The sequence below is a fragment of the Nonomuraea basaltis genome (genome assembly GCF_005893125.1).
In the GTDB taxonomy this organism is placed as follows: domain Bacteria; phylum Actinomycetota; class Actinomycetes; order Streptosporangiales; family Streptosporangiaceae; genus Nonomuraea; species Nonomuraea basaltis.
Map to the genome: position 1 here is coordinate 21,340 of NZ_VCJS01000124.1, position 15,256 is coordinate 36,595.

Below are 15,256 nucleotides of genomic sequence, written 5' to 3' on the forward strand. Positions count from 1 at the left end.
CATCACGCCGTTGCACGCCCGCCGGCCAAGCGCCGCAGCGGTCGGCAACGTGTCGTTGTGCGCCGGTCGGCGACGTGCTGGGCGTCGGAGCGGGCAGGCTCATGCGCCCGGCCAGGCGCCGTCAGGGAACTCGCCCGATGTGCTGCCCGACATGACCACCTGGTCGCTCTCGTCCAGGCCCGACGTGACCTCGACGTACCGGTCGCCGCGGACCCCCGTGCGCACCACCTTCGCCAGGTCGCGTCCGCCCGATCGTACGGTGACCACCTGGGTGCCGTCCGACCTGCTGCGCACCGCCGCCGCGGGCACGTAGATCGCGTCCTTGGCCGCGTCCGTGGTGACGGCCACCGAGGCCGTCTGCCCGAGCATCAGCCCGGTCGGCGGCTCGTCGAACGCGAGGGTGACCGAGTAGCGGACGAGCTGGCCGTCCACCGTCGCGGTCGGCGCGATCGCCGTCACCGTGCCCTCATGGCGCTCGCCGCTGCGTGTCGCGAGAGTGATCTGGGCTTTCTGGCCGAGCTTGAGCCGGTTGATGTCGGACTCGGTGACCATGGCCTGGACCTGCAGCTCGTTCAGGTCCCCGAGGCTGATGAAGGTCCCCGTGCCTGCCGCGTCGCCGACGCCGCCCGCCACCGACAGCACCGTTCCCGGCGCCGGGGCCACGATGCGGGTGGCCCGTACGGCGTCGGCCGCCTGTTCGAGGGCGGCCTCGGCGCGATCCACGTTCGCGGCGGCCTGGTCTTCGCTGGTCCCGCCCTTGGAACCGGCCGGGTTCGCATTGCAGGAACCCGTGCTCTGGTTCGGGCGGGCGCCGCCCGTCGCGCCGGTGCTCGGCCTGGCCGACGACTTGCCGCCCGCGGTTGGCTTGCCGCTCGCCGAGGGCTTTCCGCTGGTGGACGGCTTGCCGGTGGGGGAGCTCGTGGCCGATGGGTCGCCGCCTGTGGGGGACGGCCCATCCCCGGTCGGCTGTGTTCCGCGGTTCGAGGCGCCGCCGCTCGGGGTGGCGGTGACGGTCGTGGTCACTGTGGCGGTCACGGTGACCGTCACGGTGGGCTCGGGCACGGGATGATCGGTGGGCACGGACGTGGGGGTGGCCGTCGGGCGCGGGGTGATGGTGGTCGTGGGGGACGGCGTAGAACTCGGCGTCGGACTCGCGCTGGCAGACGGTCGCCCTGACGGCCCGAAAGCGCCGCCGCCATTGACCGTGACTCCGCCGTCCGTCGTGATTCCCCCCGCCGTGGCGATGCCGTCGGCGCCGGGCGTGCCGCCGTCCACCGCATCGCCATGCGCCGTCCCGCCGCTGGTCGCATGAGTGGTCGGGGCGGCGGCACCCGTAGGGGTGGTGGCGCCGGTCGCCTTGGTGGTCGCCGTGGCGCCGCCGGTGGGCCCGCTCGCCTGAGTGCCGCCGGTCGGCCCGCCGGAGGGAGTGCCGCCTGCGGGGGCGGTGGACGTGGTGCCGCCACCCGGAACACAGGCCGTGCCGCCCGACGTGCCGGTGCCGGTCGTTCCTGTCGGGGAGGACGCCTCCTCCAGGGCCTCCTCGGCCGCCGCCAGATCGGCCCTGGCCGCCTCGTACGCCTCCCGCGCCGCCTGCCCATCGATCCTGGCCAGCACCTGGCCTTTCTTCACCTTGGTCCCGACCTTGACGTACACCTTGGCCAGCGTCCCGGAGGAGCCGAAGGCCAGGTCGCGGCGGGAGCCGTCCACGGTGCTGCCGGCGGCGCTCACCGCGGCCGTGACCGGCCCGCGCTGGGCGGCGGCGAGCCGCACCTGTACAGCGGCCGGGGCGTCGTCGCGCAGCGCGAGCGCCAGGCCGGACCCGCCGGCGAGCACCGCAAGGGCGAGCGCGCCCAGCGCGAAAGTCCGTCTCATGGCGGCCCATCCTGGCGAAGCAGGTTGGCGCCACGCTGCGAACAGCCTAAGAGTTCCCTGTGCTCCCGCCGAGGCACCCGCGCTATCAGCGAACGTTCAGCTTGCTCGCGGCTGCGGCGCAGGGTGGTGTGCAAGGGTCACCGCCGTGAAGGTGTCGAACAGGCGCAGAGCGCTGAAGAGCAGCAGAGCGCTGATGACCAACGGAGCGCTGGCGGTGCTCCTGCTGGGCGGTGCCGTGGTCGCCTATGCCCAGCTCGGCACGGGACGGGCGGCGGGCGAGACGACCGTGCGAACGGTGACCGTGAGCCGCGGCTCCGTCGTCGCCTCCGTGTCCGCCTCGGGCGCAGTCGGGAGCTCCAAGTCCCGCGCGCTCTCGTTCGGTACGAGCGGTACGGTCGAGAAGATCTACGTCAATCCCGGCGACAAGGTCCGCAAGGGCGACCTCCTGGCCAGGCTGGACGACGACGCCGCCCAGGAGAGCCTGTCGGCGGCCAAGGCCACGTACCAGAGCGCCATCGACGACGGGACCGACACGGCCCAGCTCTACGCCGCCTCCATCAAGGCACGCAACGCGTACCGGGAGGCGCAGCGCACGGTCGCGGCCACCGTGCTGAAGGCTCCGTTCGGGGGCACGGTCACGGCGGTGAACGGCTCGGTCGGCGGCAACAGCGGCGGATCAAGCGAGAGCACGGGACAAAGCACAGGTCAGAGCACCGGGCAGACCCAGACGAGCTCGGCCTCGGGCTCGGGATCCAGCGGCTTCATCGAGATCGCCGACACCGGCAAGCTGCAGCTCGTCGGCACCTTCACTGAGTCCGACGCCGGCAAGCTCAAGCAGGGCCAGCCGGCCACCGTCACCTTCGACGCGCTGCCGGGCGTGACCGCCACCGGCAAGGTCACCCAGATCGAGCCGGTGGCCTCCACCAGCAACAACGTCGTGCAGTACCCGGTCACGGTCACCTTCACCGAGGTGCCCGGCCAGGTGAGGCTGGGCCAGACCGCGACCGTCGAGGTCGTGGTCGGCCAGGCGGACGACGTCGTCACCGTCCCCTCCACGGCGGTCTCCACCAGCGGCGGCCAGACCACGGTCACCCTGTTCAAGGACGGCAGGCAGACCAGGACGCCGGTGGAGGTCGGCGTGCGGGGCGCGACCCTGACCGAGATCAAGTCGGGCGTGTCCGAGGGCGACCGGATCGTGCCCCCGGCCACCACGACCGGCACCACGAACGGCGGCGTCCAGCGGCAATTCGGCGGCGGCGGCGGTTTCCCCGGCGGGGGCGCCATTCCGGGAGGCGGGCGATGACCGCCGAAGCCCCGCCCGTACCGGTCCTGCGCGTGCAGGACCTCATCAAGGAGTACGGCGAGGGCGATGCGAAGGTCCGGGCCCTGCGCGGCATCAACCTGGACGTCGAGAAGGGTGACTACGTCGCCATCATGGGCGCCTCCGGCTCCGGCAAGTCCACGCTCATGAACATCCTCGGCTGCCTCGACGTCCCCACCTCGGGCACGTACCTGATCGACGGCGCCGACGCGGGCCGGCTGGACGAGCACCAGCTCGCCATCCTGCGCAACCGCCGGGTCGGGTTCGTCTTCCAGTCGTTCAACCTGATCCCGCGCATGAGCGCGCTGGCCAACGTCGAGCTGCCGCTCGTGTACGGCGGCATCGGCCAGGCGGAGCGGCGCGCACGGGCGCTGGCCGCGCTGGAGCAGGTCGGCCTGGCCGACCGCGTGCACCACGAGCCGAACCAGCTCTCCGGCGGCCAGCAGCAGCGCGTCGCGGTCGCCAGGGCACTGGTCACCGCGCCCGCGCTGCTGCTGGCCGACGAGCCGACCGGCAACCTCGACACCGCCTCGACGAAGGACGTCCTGCAGATCATGGATCGGCTCAGCGAGTCCGGCCGCACGATCGTGCTGATCACCCACGAGAACGACGTGGCGGCGCACGCCAAGCGGGTGATCAGGCTGGTGGACGGCGAGGTCGTGGAGGACCGCCGGCAGGCGCCCGCCGGAGGCGTACCCCCGAGGATGGCCGTCAGGTGAACCAGCTCGAGATCCTCCGCTTCGCGCTGCGCGGCCTGCTGGCCAACAAGATGCGCAGCTCGCTGACCACGCTCGGCATCCTCATCGGCGTGGCCGCGGTCATCATGCTGGTCGGCGTCGGCGAGGGCTCCTCGCGCAGCATCCAGCAGAACATCCAGCGCCTCGGCGCCAACACGCTGACGATCTCCCCGTCCTTCTCCGGAGGCGGCGGCGCAGGCCAGCGCGGCGCCCCCGCGGGAGGGAACACCGGGCCCCGCACCCAGGCCAAGGACCTCAGCCTGGCCGACGCCAAGGCGCTGACCGACAGGACGCTCGCGCCCTCGGTCAAGACCGTCTCGCCGGTGGTGAACGCCTCCTCCTCGACCGCGACCTACGGGCCGGCCAGCCACGCGATCGCGCAGTTCGTCGGCACGTACCCCAGCTACTTCGAGGCCACGAACAAGCCCGTCGCGAAGGGCACGTACTTCTTCAACGACGACGTGCTGGCCGCCAGGAAGGTCGTGGTGCTCGGCCAGACCGTCGTGGAGGCGCTGTTCGGGACCGTCGACCCGATCGGCAGGCAGGTCAGTGTGTCCGGCGTGCCGTTCACGGTGGTCGGTGTGCTGAAGGAGGCCGGGTCCACCGGCATGCAGGACGCCGACGACGTGGCCATCGCGCCGCTGCCGGCCGTGCAGCAGAGCCTGAGCGGGTTCGGCTCGCTCAGCTCGATCGTCGTTCAGGCCGCCGGGGCGGAGGCCACCACGACGGCGCAATCCGAGGTCACCGCTATCCTCAACCAACGACATGGCATCACGGACAACAACCCCGACTACCGCGTACTCAACCAGGCCACGTTGCAGGAGACCGTCAGCGCGGCGACCGGCACCTTCACCGTGCTGCTCGGCGCCGTCGCCGCGATCTCGCTGCTGGTGGGCGGCATCGGCATCACGAACATCATGCTGGTGACCGTCACCGAGCGCACCCGCGAGATCGGCATCCGCAAGGCGATCGGCGCGCCCAGGAGCGCCATCCTGGGCCAGTTCCTGCTGGAAGCCACGTTGCTGAGCCTGGTCGGGGGGCTGTCCGGGGTGCTGGTGGCGTTCGCGGGGACCAGGTTCACCATCGCCGGCATCGAGCCGGTCCTCGTGCCGTCGTCGGTCGCGCTGGCGCTGGGCGTGTCGGTGGGGATCGGGCTGTTCTTCGGCAGTTACCCCGCCAACCGGGCGGCCAAGCTCAGGCCGATCCAGGCCTTGCGCCACGAGTAAGGAGATGCACATGGCCCAGCTCGACTCTTCGCCGTACCCCGACGACCTGCGGGAGGAACTCGCCGTCCAACCCAGGAAGGGCATGTCGAAGCTCACGCTGGGGCTGGCCGCCGGCGTCGTGCTGGTGGCCGGGATCCTCATCGGCATCCAGGCCGGCAAGCTGTCCGGCAGCACGGACACGACGACCGCCGCCGCGCAGCAGCGTTCCGTGGGACAGCAGCAGGCACCCCCTGGGTACGGCGCCCGGCAGGGCGGTTTCGGCCAGCGGATGGGCGCAGGAGGCACCATGGGAACGGTGGAGAAGGTCGAGGGCGGCAAGGTGTACATCAAGACCATGGACGGCTCCACCGTCACGGTGACCACCACCGGACAGACCACGGTCCAGATCGCCCAGCCCGGCAAAGTGTCCGACCTGAAGGCGGGCAGCACGGTCACGGTACGCGGCCGGCAGGCCGGTGACGGCTCCGTGACGGCGGCCTCGATCACCCAGGGCACCCAGGGAGGAGGCCCGCGATGAGCGAGCCCGAGGCCAGGCTGCTGGTGGTCGACGACGAACCCAACATCAGGGAGCTGTTCTCGGCCAGCCTGCGCATGGTCGGGTTCGAGGTGCTGACCGCGGCCACCGGCAAGGACGCGCTGCGGGTGGCCGAGGAGAGCTCGCCCGACCTGGTGATGCTCGACCTGATGCTGCCGGACCTCGACGGCATGACGGTCGCGGGCCGGCTGCGGTCCCGCGGCCGCCGCGTCCCGGTGCTGTTCGTGACCGCCAAGGACGCGCCCGAGGACCGGATCGCCGGGCTCGGGCTCGGCGAGGACTACGTGACCAAGCCGTTCAGCCTGGAGGAGGTCATCGCCCGGATCCGTGCCGTGCTGCGCAGGACCAGGCGGGGCACGCCACCGCCGAACCGGCTGGGGGTGGCCGACCTGGAGCTCGACGAGGAGACGCACGAGGTCTGGCGCGACGGCGTCCCGGTGAAGCTGTCGCCGACGGAGTTCAGGCTGCTGCAGTACTTCATGCTCAATGTGGGCCGGGTGCTGTCGAAGACGCAGATCCTCGACCACGTCTGGAACGGCGACTGGCGCACCGACGTCGGCCTCGTCGAGTCGTACGTCTCCTACTTGCGCCGGAAGGTGGACACCGGCGAGCGCAAATACCTGCACACGCTGCGCGGGGTCGGCTACATCCTGCGCCCGCCCCGCCTATGAAGAAGCTGAGAAAGCACCTCGCGCGGGCCCCGCTCCGGCTGCGGCTGGTGTCGGCGACCCTGCTGCTGGTCACCCTCGCCATCACGCTGACCGGCCTGTTCGCGGTTCGGCTGCTGCGCGGTTACCTCGTCGAGCGCGTCGACCATCAGCTCCGCGCCGCCAGCACCCCGTTCCGCGACCAGCCCTCGCCGCCCGAACCCCGCCCGGTGGGCGCCCGCCCTCAGCGCTTCTTCGGGCTGTTCTACTCGGTGGTGCTGGACCCGTCCGGCGTCGCGATCAGGACGCTCAGCGAGTCGACCGACGACCACCGGCCCGACCTGCCCAGGCTGACCAGCGCCGACGTCGCCGCGCTCCAGGGCTGGCCGTTCACCGTCGAGTCGCGCACCCCCGGCGGCCCGAGCTGGCGGGTCATCGCCGTGCCGGGCCGCGAGGACGAGACCCGGGTGATCGCCGTCAACCTGGGCGACGTCGACGCCACGACCTCGCAGCTCCTCCTCATCGTGGCGATGGGCGGCGGCGGCACGCTGATCGTGCTCGGCTTCGCGACCTACTGGCTGGTACGCCGGAGCCTGCGCCCGCTCGGCGAGATCGCGCGGACGGCCAAGGACATCGCGGGCGGCGACCTGTCGCGCCGCGTGCCGCTCTGGGCGGGCACTACCGAGGTCGGCAGGCTCGGCCGCTCGCTCAACACCATGCTCGCCCAGATCGAGGTGGCCGTGCGCGAGCGGGAGGCGGCCGCCGAGTCCGCCCGGCAGAACGCCACGGCCGCCAGGCGGTCGGAGGAGCTGATGCGCCGGTTCATGGCCGACGCCTCGCACGAGCTGCGCACGCCGTTGACGTCGATCAGGGGGTTCGCGGAGCTGTACCGGCTGGGGGAGGAGCGGGACCTGGCCGAGGCCGTACGGCTGCTGAGCCGCATCGAGGGACAGGCGGCGCGGATGGGGCTGCTGGTGGAGGACATGCTGCTGCTGGCCCGGCTCGACCAGCGGCGGGAGCTGGCCATGCGGCCCGTGGACCTGCTCAGCCTCGCGGCCACCGCGATGATCGACGCCCGGACGCTGGCGCCGGACCGGAGGATCGAGCTGGTGCGGCTGTTCGGGGGAGAGGGCGAGGTGCTGGTGACCGGCGACGAGGCGCGGCTGGGGCAGGTGGTCGGGAACCTCGTGACCAACGCGCTCACGCACACTCCGCCCGGTACGCCGTTCCAGGTGCGGGTCGGCGTGGACGGCGGCCAGGCCGTGGTGGAGGTGGCCGACGAGGGGCCCGGGTTCCCTGCCGAGGTGGCGGAGCGGGTGTTCGAGCGGTTCTACCGGGCCGACCCGGCACGCGGCGCGGGCGGCGCGGGGCTGGGGCTGTCGATCGCGGCGACGCTGGTGGAGGCGCACGGCGGAATCATCATGGCGGAGGGGGAGCCGGGAAAGGGTGCGCTGTTCCGAGTGATCCTGCCCGTCGGGGACGGCGACGGGGACGGCGCTGCACGACCCGGCTGACCGAGCCTGGCCCGGCCGCCTGGGTACGCTCAGCCGAAGGTGTAGCCGTACAGGCCGGTGCCTTTGCCGAGCTGGCGGACCTTGCCCAGCCGCAGGCCCGGCTTCCGCTGCCCCGGCGCGTACATGACGAGCCCCTGGTCGGGCGCCGCCACCACGAGCCCGTAGAGCGGCCGCCGCTTGCCCAGCGGCCGGTAGCGCTCGACCAGCGGCAGCGCGGCCAGCGAGGCGCCGAAGTCGCGTCCCTTCCCCTTGACCAGCAGGTTCCCCACCCTCGTCAGCCCGCCGGACGCCCGCCCCGCCAGCACCTGGACCGCCTTCTCACCGGGCACGCCGATGGCCAGCTCGTCCTTGCCGTCGCCGTTGAAGTCCCCGGCGGCCAGGGACGCCCCGAACCGGTCGTAGTACCGGGGGTGTCCCTTGAGTGTGTTCTGCGACCACGCCTCGCTCTTGTACGTGCTCAGCCCGCCGCGGGACCCGTACAGGACGTCGACGGTGCCGTCGCCGTAGTCCATGGCCCGCTGGTTCTTGCTGAGCCCCTCGCCGGGCACCCCGATGGCCAGGTCCGCGCGCCCGTCCCCGTTGAAGTCGCCCGTGGCCAGCGACGCCCCGAACCCGTCCCATTTCTCCGACGAGCCCTTGATGCCCGGACTGCTCTGCGTGAGCAGCCGCGCCTTCCTCCGCCGCACGTCGATCACCGTGGCGGACCCCTGCCCGTCCACCGTGACGCTGTCGGCCGGCGACCCGACGACCAGCTCGTCGCGCCCGTCCCCGTCGAAGTCCCCCGTCGTCAGCGCGGCCCCCCACTGATCGGTCACGCTCGCCGCCTGCCGCACCCACCGCGTCCGCTGCGTGATCTGGTACGGCTTGCGCCCCTTCATCCAGTACACCGTCACCGCCCCGCCCGACCGGTGGCTGGGCGCGCCGACGACGAGCTCGTCCCGCCCGTCCCCGTCGAGATCGCCGGCGGCCAGCGAGGCTCCGAACCGGTCGCTCGACGGCTTCGCCAGCGCCAGCTCCTTGCCCTTGACCAGCCCTTCGACGGACCCGTTGAAGAGCTGGACGACCCCGTTCCCATCGCCGCCGGGCACTCGCTCCCCGGCGAATTCCTCCGACACGCCCACGGCCAGGTCGGCGCACCGGTCCCCGTTGAAGTCGCCCACGGCCAGCGCCGATCCGAACGAGTCGCCCGGCTCCGCACCGTCCTGGTTGAGCTTCACGTGCTTTCCTGATCCGTACATCACGGTCACCGAACCGGCCCTGGAGTCGTCGTAGGGCGCGGCCACGGCGAGGTCGGGACGGCCGTCGCCGTCGAAGTCGAGGGGGTGCCCACCACACGACCGAGTCGCGGCGGGGGCCGTACCGGAGGCGAGAGGAAGAACAAGGCAGGCGGCGAGCAACGCATTCATACTGGCAGTAATGTCCGCTGCGCACGAACCAGGCCTTAACGCCGTGGGAACGTGCCAGGATAGGCGGGTGCACATCGACCTCGCGGATTTGGATTTCTGGCGCAAACCGCCCAAGGAGCGGAATGAGGCGTTCGCTCGGCTCCGGCAATTGGAGCATCCGGTGTTCTTCCCGGAGAAGAAAGTGCCGCTCCTGCGCTCCGGCAAGGGCTTCTACGCCCTCGTACGCCACGCGGACGTGGTCGAGGCCAGCCGCAACGCCAAGATCTTCTCCAGCGAGCCCGCCGTCACCAACCCGGAGCCGCCTGGCTGGGTGAAGCAGGTGTTCGGCGAGTCGATGGTCAACATGGACGACCCCCGCCACGCCCGCCTGCGCAGGGTCGTGACCCGCTCGTTCAGCCCGAGGATGCTGGCCAATCTGCAGAGCGACATCGAGGCCGCCTGCGCTCGCATCGTCGACGACGTCGTCAAGGACGGCCCCGGCGACTTCGTCACGCAGGTCGCGGCGCGGCTGCCGATCCACGTCATCTGCGACATGCTCGACATCCCCCAGGAGCTGCGGGCCAAGGTCCACCAGCACGTGGACATCTCCACCGCCTACACAGGCGTGCGCCCCAGCCTGGCCCGCAGCGTCCAGCTGGCCGGCCAGAACATGCTGGCGCTGCTGGCCCTGCAGCGCATGGTCATCAAGCTCGGCCACGAGCGCGTCGCCGCTCCCAAGGGCGACCTGGTCTCCCTCCTGGTCAACGCCAACCCCGACGGGGAGAAGCTGAGCGACAAGGAGCTCGGCTCGTTCTTCGCGCTGCTGCTGGTCGCCGGCAACGAGACAGCGCGCAACACGATGGCGCACGGAATCAAGCTCCTCACCGACAACCCGGCGCAGCGCGAGCTGCTGATGAGCGACTTCGACGCGCACATCAACGGGGCGATCGAGGAGATGGTCCGCTACGTCTCGCCCATCATGCAGTTCCGCCGCACGGTGACCGAGGACTACTCGCTGCGCGGCCTGGAGCTGAAGCAGGGCGACAAAGTGGTGCTGTTCTACGGCTCCGCCAACCGGGACGATTCGGTCTTCCCGGACGCGGACGCGTTCGACATCACCCGCGACACCAAGCCGCACGTCGGCTTCGGCGGCCCGGGACCGCACTTCTGCCTCGGCGCCAACCTGGCCAGGCAGGAGATGCGCACGATGTTCCGCGAGCTGCTGACCCGGCTCCCCCAAATCCGCTCGGTCGGCGAGCCGGAGCTGCTCCTGTCGAACTTCGACAACAGCGTCCGCAGCCAGCCGTTCACGTTCTGATGGCGATCTCATGCCGACTTCTGAGACCGCGTTCTAGCCCTCGTCGGGCGCCAGGACGTTGCTCCTGATGGTGAGGGCCGTGATCAGCGCCGACACCACCATCATCCCGGCGCTGATCAGCATCGCCAGCCTGAACCCGGCGTCGAACACCGGCGGCTCCTGGAACGCGTCGCCCACCAGCCCCACCATGGGCGGCACCGCGGCCACCGCGAGCAGGCTCCCGGTACGCGCCACCGCGTTGTTGACGCCGCTGGCCGTGCCCGCGTAGCGCTCGTCGGCGGTGGCCAGCACGGTCGCCGTCAGCGGCGCCACGGCCGCCGACAGCCCCAGACCGAACACGGTCACCGCGGGCAGCACCTGCAGCGGGTACGAAGCGCCGAACCCGATCGTGCTCATCCAGAGGAACCCGGCGCCGGCCACCAGGATCCCGATCGTCATCGGCCACCGCGGTCCGTACCGTTTGGCGACCTCACCGGCCTTGGCCGACAGCAGCAGCATCAGGATCGAGGTCGGCAGCATCGCCATCCCCGCCGCGGTGGCCGAGAACCCGGACACCACCCGCAGTTGCACGACCAGCAGGAAGAACACCACCCCCATGGCCGCGTACATGATGAGCGTCACCACGTTCACCGCCGTGAACACGTGATTCCGGAAGATCCCCACAGGCACCAGCGCGTCGGGAGACCTGCGGATTTCCGTCACCACGAACGCCGCCCCCAGCACCAGGCCCGCGATCAGCGGCACCGGCGCCCCCTCCTGGATCAGCCCGTACGTGATCCCCGCCAGCGCCAGCGCCGCCAGCACCGACCCCAGCACGTCGAACCGCCCCGCCGCCTGCTCGTCTCTGCTCTCGGGCACGTGCCGCAGGGTGACGAGCACGACGATCAGCGCGAACGGCAGGTTGATCAGGAACGCCCACCGCCAGCCCACCGTCTGCACCAGCCCCCCGCCCAGCAGCGGCCCGATCGCGGCGGCCACCCCGCCGAGTCCCGACCACGCCCCGACCGCCCGCGGCCGGTCGCCGCGCACGAACGACGCCTGAATGATCGCCAGCGATCCCGGCGTCAGCAGCGCCCCGCCGATGCCCTGCAAGGCCCGGGCACCGATGAGGAACTCGATGTTCGGCGCCAGCCCGCACAGCGCGGACGCCACGGCGAACCAGACCGTGCCGATGAGGAAGACGGCCCGGCGGCCGTAGCGATCGCCCAGGGATCCGCCCAGGAGGATCAGCCCGGCGAGGGTGAGTGTGTACGCGTTGATCGTCCACTGCAGCCCGGCCATGTCCGCGTCGAGCTCCCGGCCCAGGTCCGGCAGCGCGACGTTCACCACCGTGCTGTCGAGCAGCGCGAGCCCGGACCCGAGCACGGTCGCCAGCAGCACCCACCGGCCAGACGCCGACTTGAGCGCCAGGTGGCCGTCGGTTTGGAGCTTTTCAGAGCCGGATGTCATGGGCTCAATCCTGTCACCGCGCTCCGCGGGCTCGACGATCAGGCGCCGGTTTCGCTCCCGAGAGCCCGCAGCACGAACTCGCACACCAGCGCTCCCGCCCCCTCCACGGTGACGGCCCCGCTGATGAGCGGAACCCGCTCGGCCCCGACAACGGCCATGATCATGCGCGCCGTGGCCGGAACATCGATCACCCGGAAGTCACCGGACGCGATGCCGCTCTCCAGGATCTCCACCAGAATCCGCTGCATGGGCTCGACGTGCTCGGCCAGCTGCTGATAGGCGTCCGGCCCCAGAGCCGCACTCAGATCGGCCGCCCCCGGATGCGGATGCGCCAGCAGCCCGGCCAGCTGCAACCGCACGAACGCCCGCAACCGGTCAGCCGGCGAGGCGTCGGCGGGCAACTCCCGCTCATAGCTGTCGATGAAGTATTGGGTCACCCGCTCGGTGAACGCCAGCAGCAGAGCCGCCTTGTCCGGGAAGTAGTTGTACAGGACGGTCCTGGTGATCCCCGCCTCGTTGGCCACGTCCGTCATCGAGATGGCGTCGATGCCCTGCACCCGCGACAGGCGCGAGACGGCCTGCAGGATGCGGTCGCGCGTCTGGGCGCGGTGCTCGCCGATGGTGGCAGCCGAGATGCGGGGCATAGGCCCATGGTAGGCCGGAAGAGCCCGCCACCCGGAGTTTCAGCCCCGATACCCGACATTCGACCTCTGACCTAAATCAGAGAGTAATAGGTTCATTGCTTTCTGTAACCATGCAGGCCCTCGAGGCGAATGCCGCCAAGGAGCCGGGTCGCAGGCCGGGCCGGCGCGACCGAAACCCTTCCTCTCGGATGAGATCGCATTCACAGTGTAGTCATTCCGCTACGATCCGTAGACCGAGAGGCTAGCGCCATGACCCTCCGAATCCGCAAGACCCTGGGAATGATCACGGCGACCATGCTCGTGATCTCAGCGACGATCCTCGGCACCTCCATCTCCCTGCCCCCGGCCGCAGCAGCCGCCGTCGTCGACCCCGATCTGACCTGCACGACGCAGTTCCGGTTCCACTTCGACCCGCCGCTGAACTTCAACACCGTCGACGCCAAGGCTGAGGCGGCCTTGGCGAACTGCGCCTCCCCGAACGGAAGCCAGCCGGAGCTCCGCTCGGCCGCCGTCGAGACCAGTCCCTCCACGACGGCGTCCGGCTGCTCTCCGACGCCGCTGCTCATCGAGGGCACGGCGTTGCTGAGCTGGAACACCGGCCAGCAGTCCACGGCCAACTTCGTCGTCAGCACCGACCCGACCTCCGGCGAACTCGGTCTCAGCGCCACGATCACGGGCGGGGTGATGAAGGGCGACACCATTCAGGCCGTTCCCGTCATCGCCGCCCAGGACGGCGTCTGCGGCGTGGGCGGAGTCCGAGCCCTCATCGTCGACCTCGGCGTGGTGCTCTTCGTTCATTGACGAGTGCCCAGTCGGGCGCGGCCGCGCCGGCCGCGCCCGACTCGCGCTCGGGCTGCTGCCGCTCCTGCTGGTACGCGATCCGTCCCACCTCTGGATCGTGTACGCCGCCCTGTGGACGGGCGGGATCGCCGTCAGCGTCGGCGGCCTGGTCGCCGTCGTCCTGATCGACGTGGCCAGTTTCCTCATCTCGGCGGCCCTGCAGTACACCCTGCGAACCCGGGCCCGCCCCCCGGCATCGTGCCGACGTTATGCCTGCACGCAGGCGGGCTGATCGCCGCAGGTCTCCTGATGTTCACCTACAGAGCAAGCTAGACATATATGTTTAAATCATTCAGTCGTTTGACGAGATGAATCGGTTATGTTTCTCTTGATGCCATGCTCTATGGCACTCCCACGCTCAAGGCCGACGACAAGACGGTGCTCGCCGAGATCGAGGACATGCGGCAAGACCTCAAATATCGCCTGGCTGAGACGCATAGGTGGGACGGTCAGCTCCGCAGGCAGCTCCAAGCGCGAGCGATCCAAGGGTCGAACGCCATTGAGGGCTACCGGGCCAGCGTCGAGGATATCCAGTCGATCATGGCGGGGGAGGAGGCTCTGGACGCGTCCGCCACTGTCGCAAAGGAGATCGCAGGCTATCAGCAGGCGCTCACGTATATCGGGCTGCTGTCGCGGGCCTCCGTGTTCCGCTACGACGTAGGCATGCTCAATGCGCTCAACTTCATGATGATCGGCCATCATCGGCACAAGACCCCTGGAGTGATTCGGCCAGGAGCTGTCTATGTCCGGAATTCGTCATCCGGTGAAGTCGTGTATGAAGGGCCGGATGCCGAGCTCGTCCCCGGGCTTTTGGATGAGCTGGTTGTGTGGCTCAACGAGGGCGATCTGGAGGCACCGAGTTACGTGCGGGCAGCGATGGCTCATTTCAATCTCGTCAGCATCCATCCGTGGCGCGATGGAAACGGTCGGATGTCGCGTGCCTTGCAGACATTGGTTCTCGGCTGCGATCAGATCACGACACCCGAATTCTGCTCTACCGAGGAATGGCTCGGGCAAGAGCTCACCACACTCGAGTACTACAGCGTGCTCCGCACGGTCGGACACCGGCGCTGGAGCCCTCACGGTGACACCCTCGACTGGGTGCGGTTCTGCCTGAAGTCACATCACATGCAGGCGCAGCGGGTGCGGCAGCGCCTGAACGAGGCCGGTGAGATCTGGACGTTGCTGGAGGAGCGGGTCGACGCCGACGGGCTCAACACGCGGTGTGTGTCCGCGCTCTACGAGGCGTTCGTGAGCAGGCGACTGCGCCGGAGCAGGTACCAGGCCGACGAGGAGCTCAGCCAAGGCCAAGCCGCCCGCGACCTGCGGGATCTCACCGCCAAAGGCTGGCTCAGGCCGTACGGCGAGACCAAGGGCCGCCATTACGAGGCCGGTCCGCGGATGGCCGAGCTCAAGGCCGATTTCGCCGGCCGGATCACTCCTCTGCGGGATCCGTATCGCTGATCAGAGCGAGCCCCAGGGGAGTCGCATGATCATGATCGTTACCAGGACACCGGGCAGCCGTCGTGAGGGGTAGGAGCTGCTGGTGTTTGAGTGTGCATGAGGGTGCATGAAGTGCCTTTAGTTGCGTTGCGGCCGAAGTGCGGACGTGACGGCATGGACGCGGGTATGGGTATGGGTTGGGTTGTTCTCATCGGTAAGGCGCTGGTGTATCAGAGCGGCCTGACGGTTCCGGCCCCACCCATGTGGTCTGTGGATGAGTCTGCCGACGATATCGCGCGTACGTTCTATCCGACAGTGTCAGCTC

At 70.1% G+C, this 15,256-nt stretch carries 15 protein-coding genes; 11 read left to right on the forward strand and 4 right to left on the reverse strand.

Features of this window, described 5'->3' with window-relative positions; genetic code table 11:
* Positions 1–99: 99 nt before the first annotated feature.
* Positions 100–1,872, reverse strand: coding sequence for an efflux RND transporter periplasmic adaptor subunit (locus EJK15_RS41820; RefSeq protein ID WP_138716010.1), 1,773 nt, complete (start codon positions 1,870–1,872; stop codon positions 100–102).
* A gap of 145 nt (positions 1,873–2,017) precedes the next feature.
* Here EJK15_RS41820 and EJK15_RS41825 point away from each other — a divergent pair, with 145 nt between their 5' ends.
* The 6 genes from EJK15_RS41825 to EJK15_RS41850 are packed head-to-tail and all read left to right on the forward strand — an operon-like array spanning position 2,018 to position 7,852.
* The gene (locus EJK15_RS41825) at positions 2,018–3,175 is read left to right on the forward strand and encodes an efflux RND transporter periplasmic adaptor subunit (RefSeq protein ID WP_240777558.1); all 1,158 of its coding nucleotides are present in this window, start codon (positions 2,018–2,020) and stop codon (positions 3,173–3,175) included.
* Entirely contained in the window at positions 3,172–3,912 is a 741-nt protein-coding gene (locus EJK15_RS41830) for an ABC transporter ATP-binding protein (RefSeq protein ID WP_138716011.1), read from the forward strand. The genes EJK15_RS41825 and EJK15_RS41830 overlap by 4 nt, the downstream gene beginning before the upstream one ends.
* A complete protein-coding gene (locus tag EJK15_RS41835; protein ID WP_138716012.1) occupies positions 3,909–5,156 on the forward strand; it encodes an ABC transporter permease in 1,248 nt (415 codons plus the stop codon). The genes EJK15_RS41830 and EJK15_RS41835 overlap by 4 nt, the downstream gene beginning before the upstream one ends.
* 10 nt (positions 5,157–5,166) lie before the next feature.
* Positions 5,167–5,673, forward strand: a complete 507-nt coding sequence (locus EJK15_RS41840) for a DUF5666 domain-containing protein (protein ID WP_138716013.1) — start codon at positions 5,167–5,169, stop codon at positions 5,671–5,673.
* On the forward strand, positions 5,670–6,362 hold the full coding sequence (locus EJK15_RS41845; RefSeq protein ID WP_138716014.1) for a response regulator transcription factor: 693 nt from the start codon (positions 5,670–5,672) through the stop codon (positions 6,360–6,362). The genes EJK15_RS41840 and EJK15_RS41845 overlap by 4 nt, the downstream gene beginning before the upstream one ends.
* Entirely contained in the window at positions 6,359–7,852 is a 1,494-nt protein-coding gene (locus tag EJK15_RS41850; RefSeq protein ID WP_138716015.1) for a sensor histidine kinase, read from the forward strand. Before EJK15_RS41845 ends, EJK15_RS41850 begins: the two co-directional genes overlap by 4 nt.
* Before the next feature lie 29 nt (positions 7,853–7,881).
* Here the strand turns inward: EJK15_RS41850 and EJK15_RS41855 are convergent, their stop codons facing one another.
* Positions 7,882–9,258, reverse strand: a complete 1,377-nt coding sequence (locus tag EJK15_RS41855) for an FG-GAP and VCBS repeat-containing protein (RefSeq protein ID WP_138716016.1) — start codon at positions 9,256–9,258, stop codon at positions 7,882–7,884.
* 67 nt (positions 9,259–9,325) lie between these two features.
* Between EJK15_RS41855 and EJK15_RS41860 the strand changes: the two genes are divergently transcribed.
* Positions 9,326–10,555, forward strand: coding sequence for a cytochrome P450 (locus tag EJK15_RS41860; protein WP_138716017.1), 1,230 nt, complete (start codon positions 9,326–9,328; stop codon positions 10,553–10,555).
* 33 nt (positions 10,556–10,588) lie between these two features.
* Here EJK15_RS41860 and EJK15_RS41865 read toward each other — a convergent pair whose 3' ends face one another.
* Positions 10,589–12,004, reverse strand: coding sequence for an MFS transporter (locus EJK15_RS41865; RefSeq protein WP_138716018.1), 1,416 nt, complete (start codon positions 12,002–12,004; stop codon positions 10,589–10,591).
* 38 nt (positions 12,005–12,042) lie between these two features.
* Positions 12,043–12,648 (reverse strand): TetR/AcrR family transcriptional regulator, encoded by a 606-nt coding sequence (locus EJK15_RS41870; protein WP_138716019.1) that lies wholly within the window; start codon positions 12,646–12,648, stop codon positions 12,043–12,045.
* Positions 12,649–12,897: 249 nt separating this feature from the next.
* Between EJK15_RS41870 and EJK15_RS41875 the strand changes: the two genes are divergently transcribed.
* The 4 genes from EJK15_RS41875 to EJK15_RS73255 form a co-directional block, all read left to right on the forward strand.
* Complete coding sequence (locus EJK15_RS41875) at positions 12,898–13,449, forward strand: hypothetical protein (protein WP_138716020.1); 552 nt, start codon at positions 12,898–12,900, stop codon at positions 13,447–13,449.
* A gap of 97 nt (positions 13,450–13,546) precedes the next feature.
* Positions 13,547–13,720, forward strand: a complete 174-nt coding sequence (locus tag EJK15_RS71310) for a hypothetical protein (RefSeq protein WP_171074840.1) — start codon at positions 13,547–13,549, stop codon at positions 13,718–13,720.
* A gap of 104 nt (positions 13,721–13,824) precedes the next feature.
* A complete protein-coding gene (locus EJK15_RS41880; RefSeq protein ID WP_138716021.1) occupies positions 13,825–14,952 on the forward strand; it encodes a Fic family protein in 1,128 nt (375 codons plus the stop codon).
* A 96-nt stretch (positions 14,953–15,048) separates the two neighbouring features.
* On the forward strand, positions 15,049–15,256 hold a 208-nt coding region (locus EJK15_RS73255), incomplete at its 3' end, for a hypothetical protein (RefSeq protein WP_206061432.1).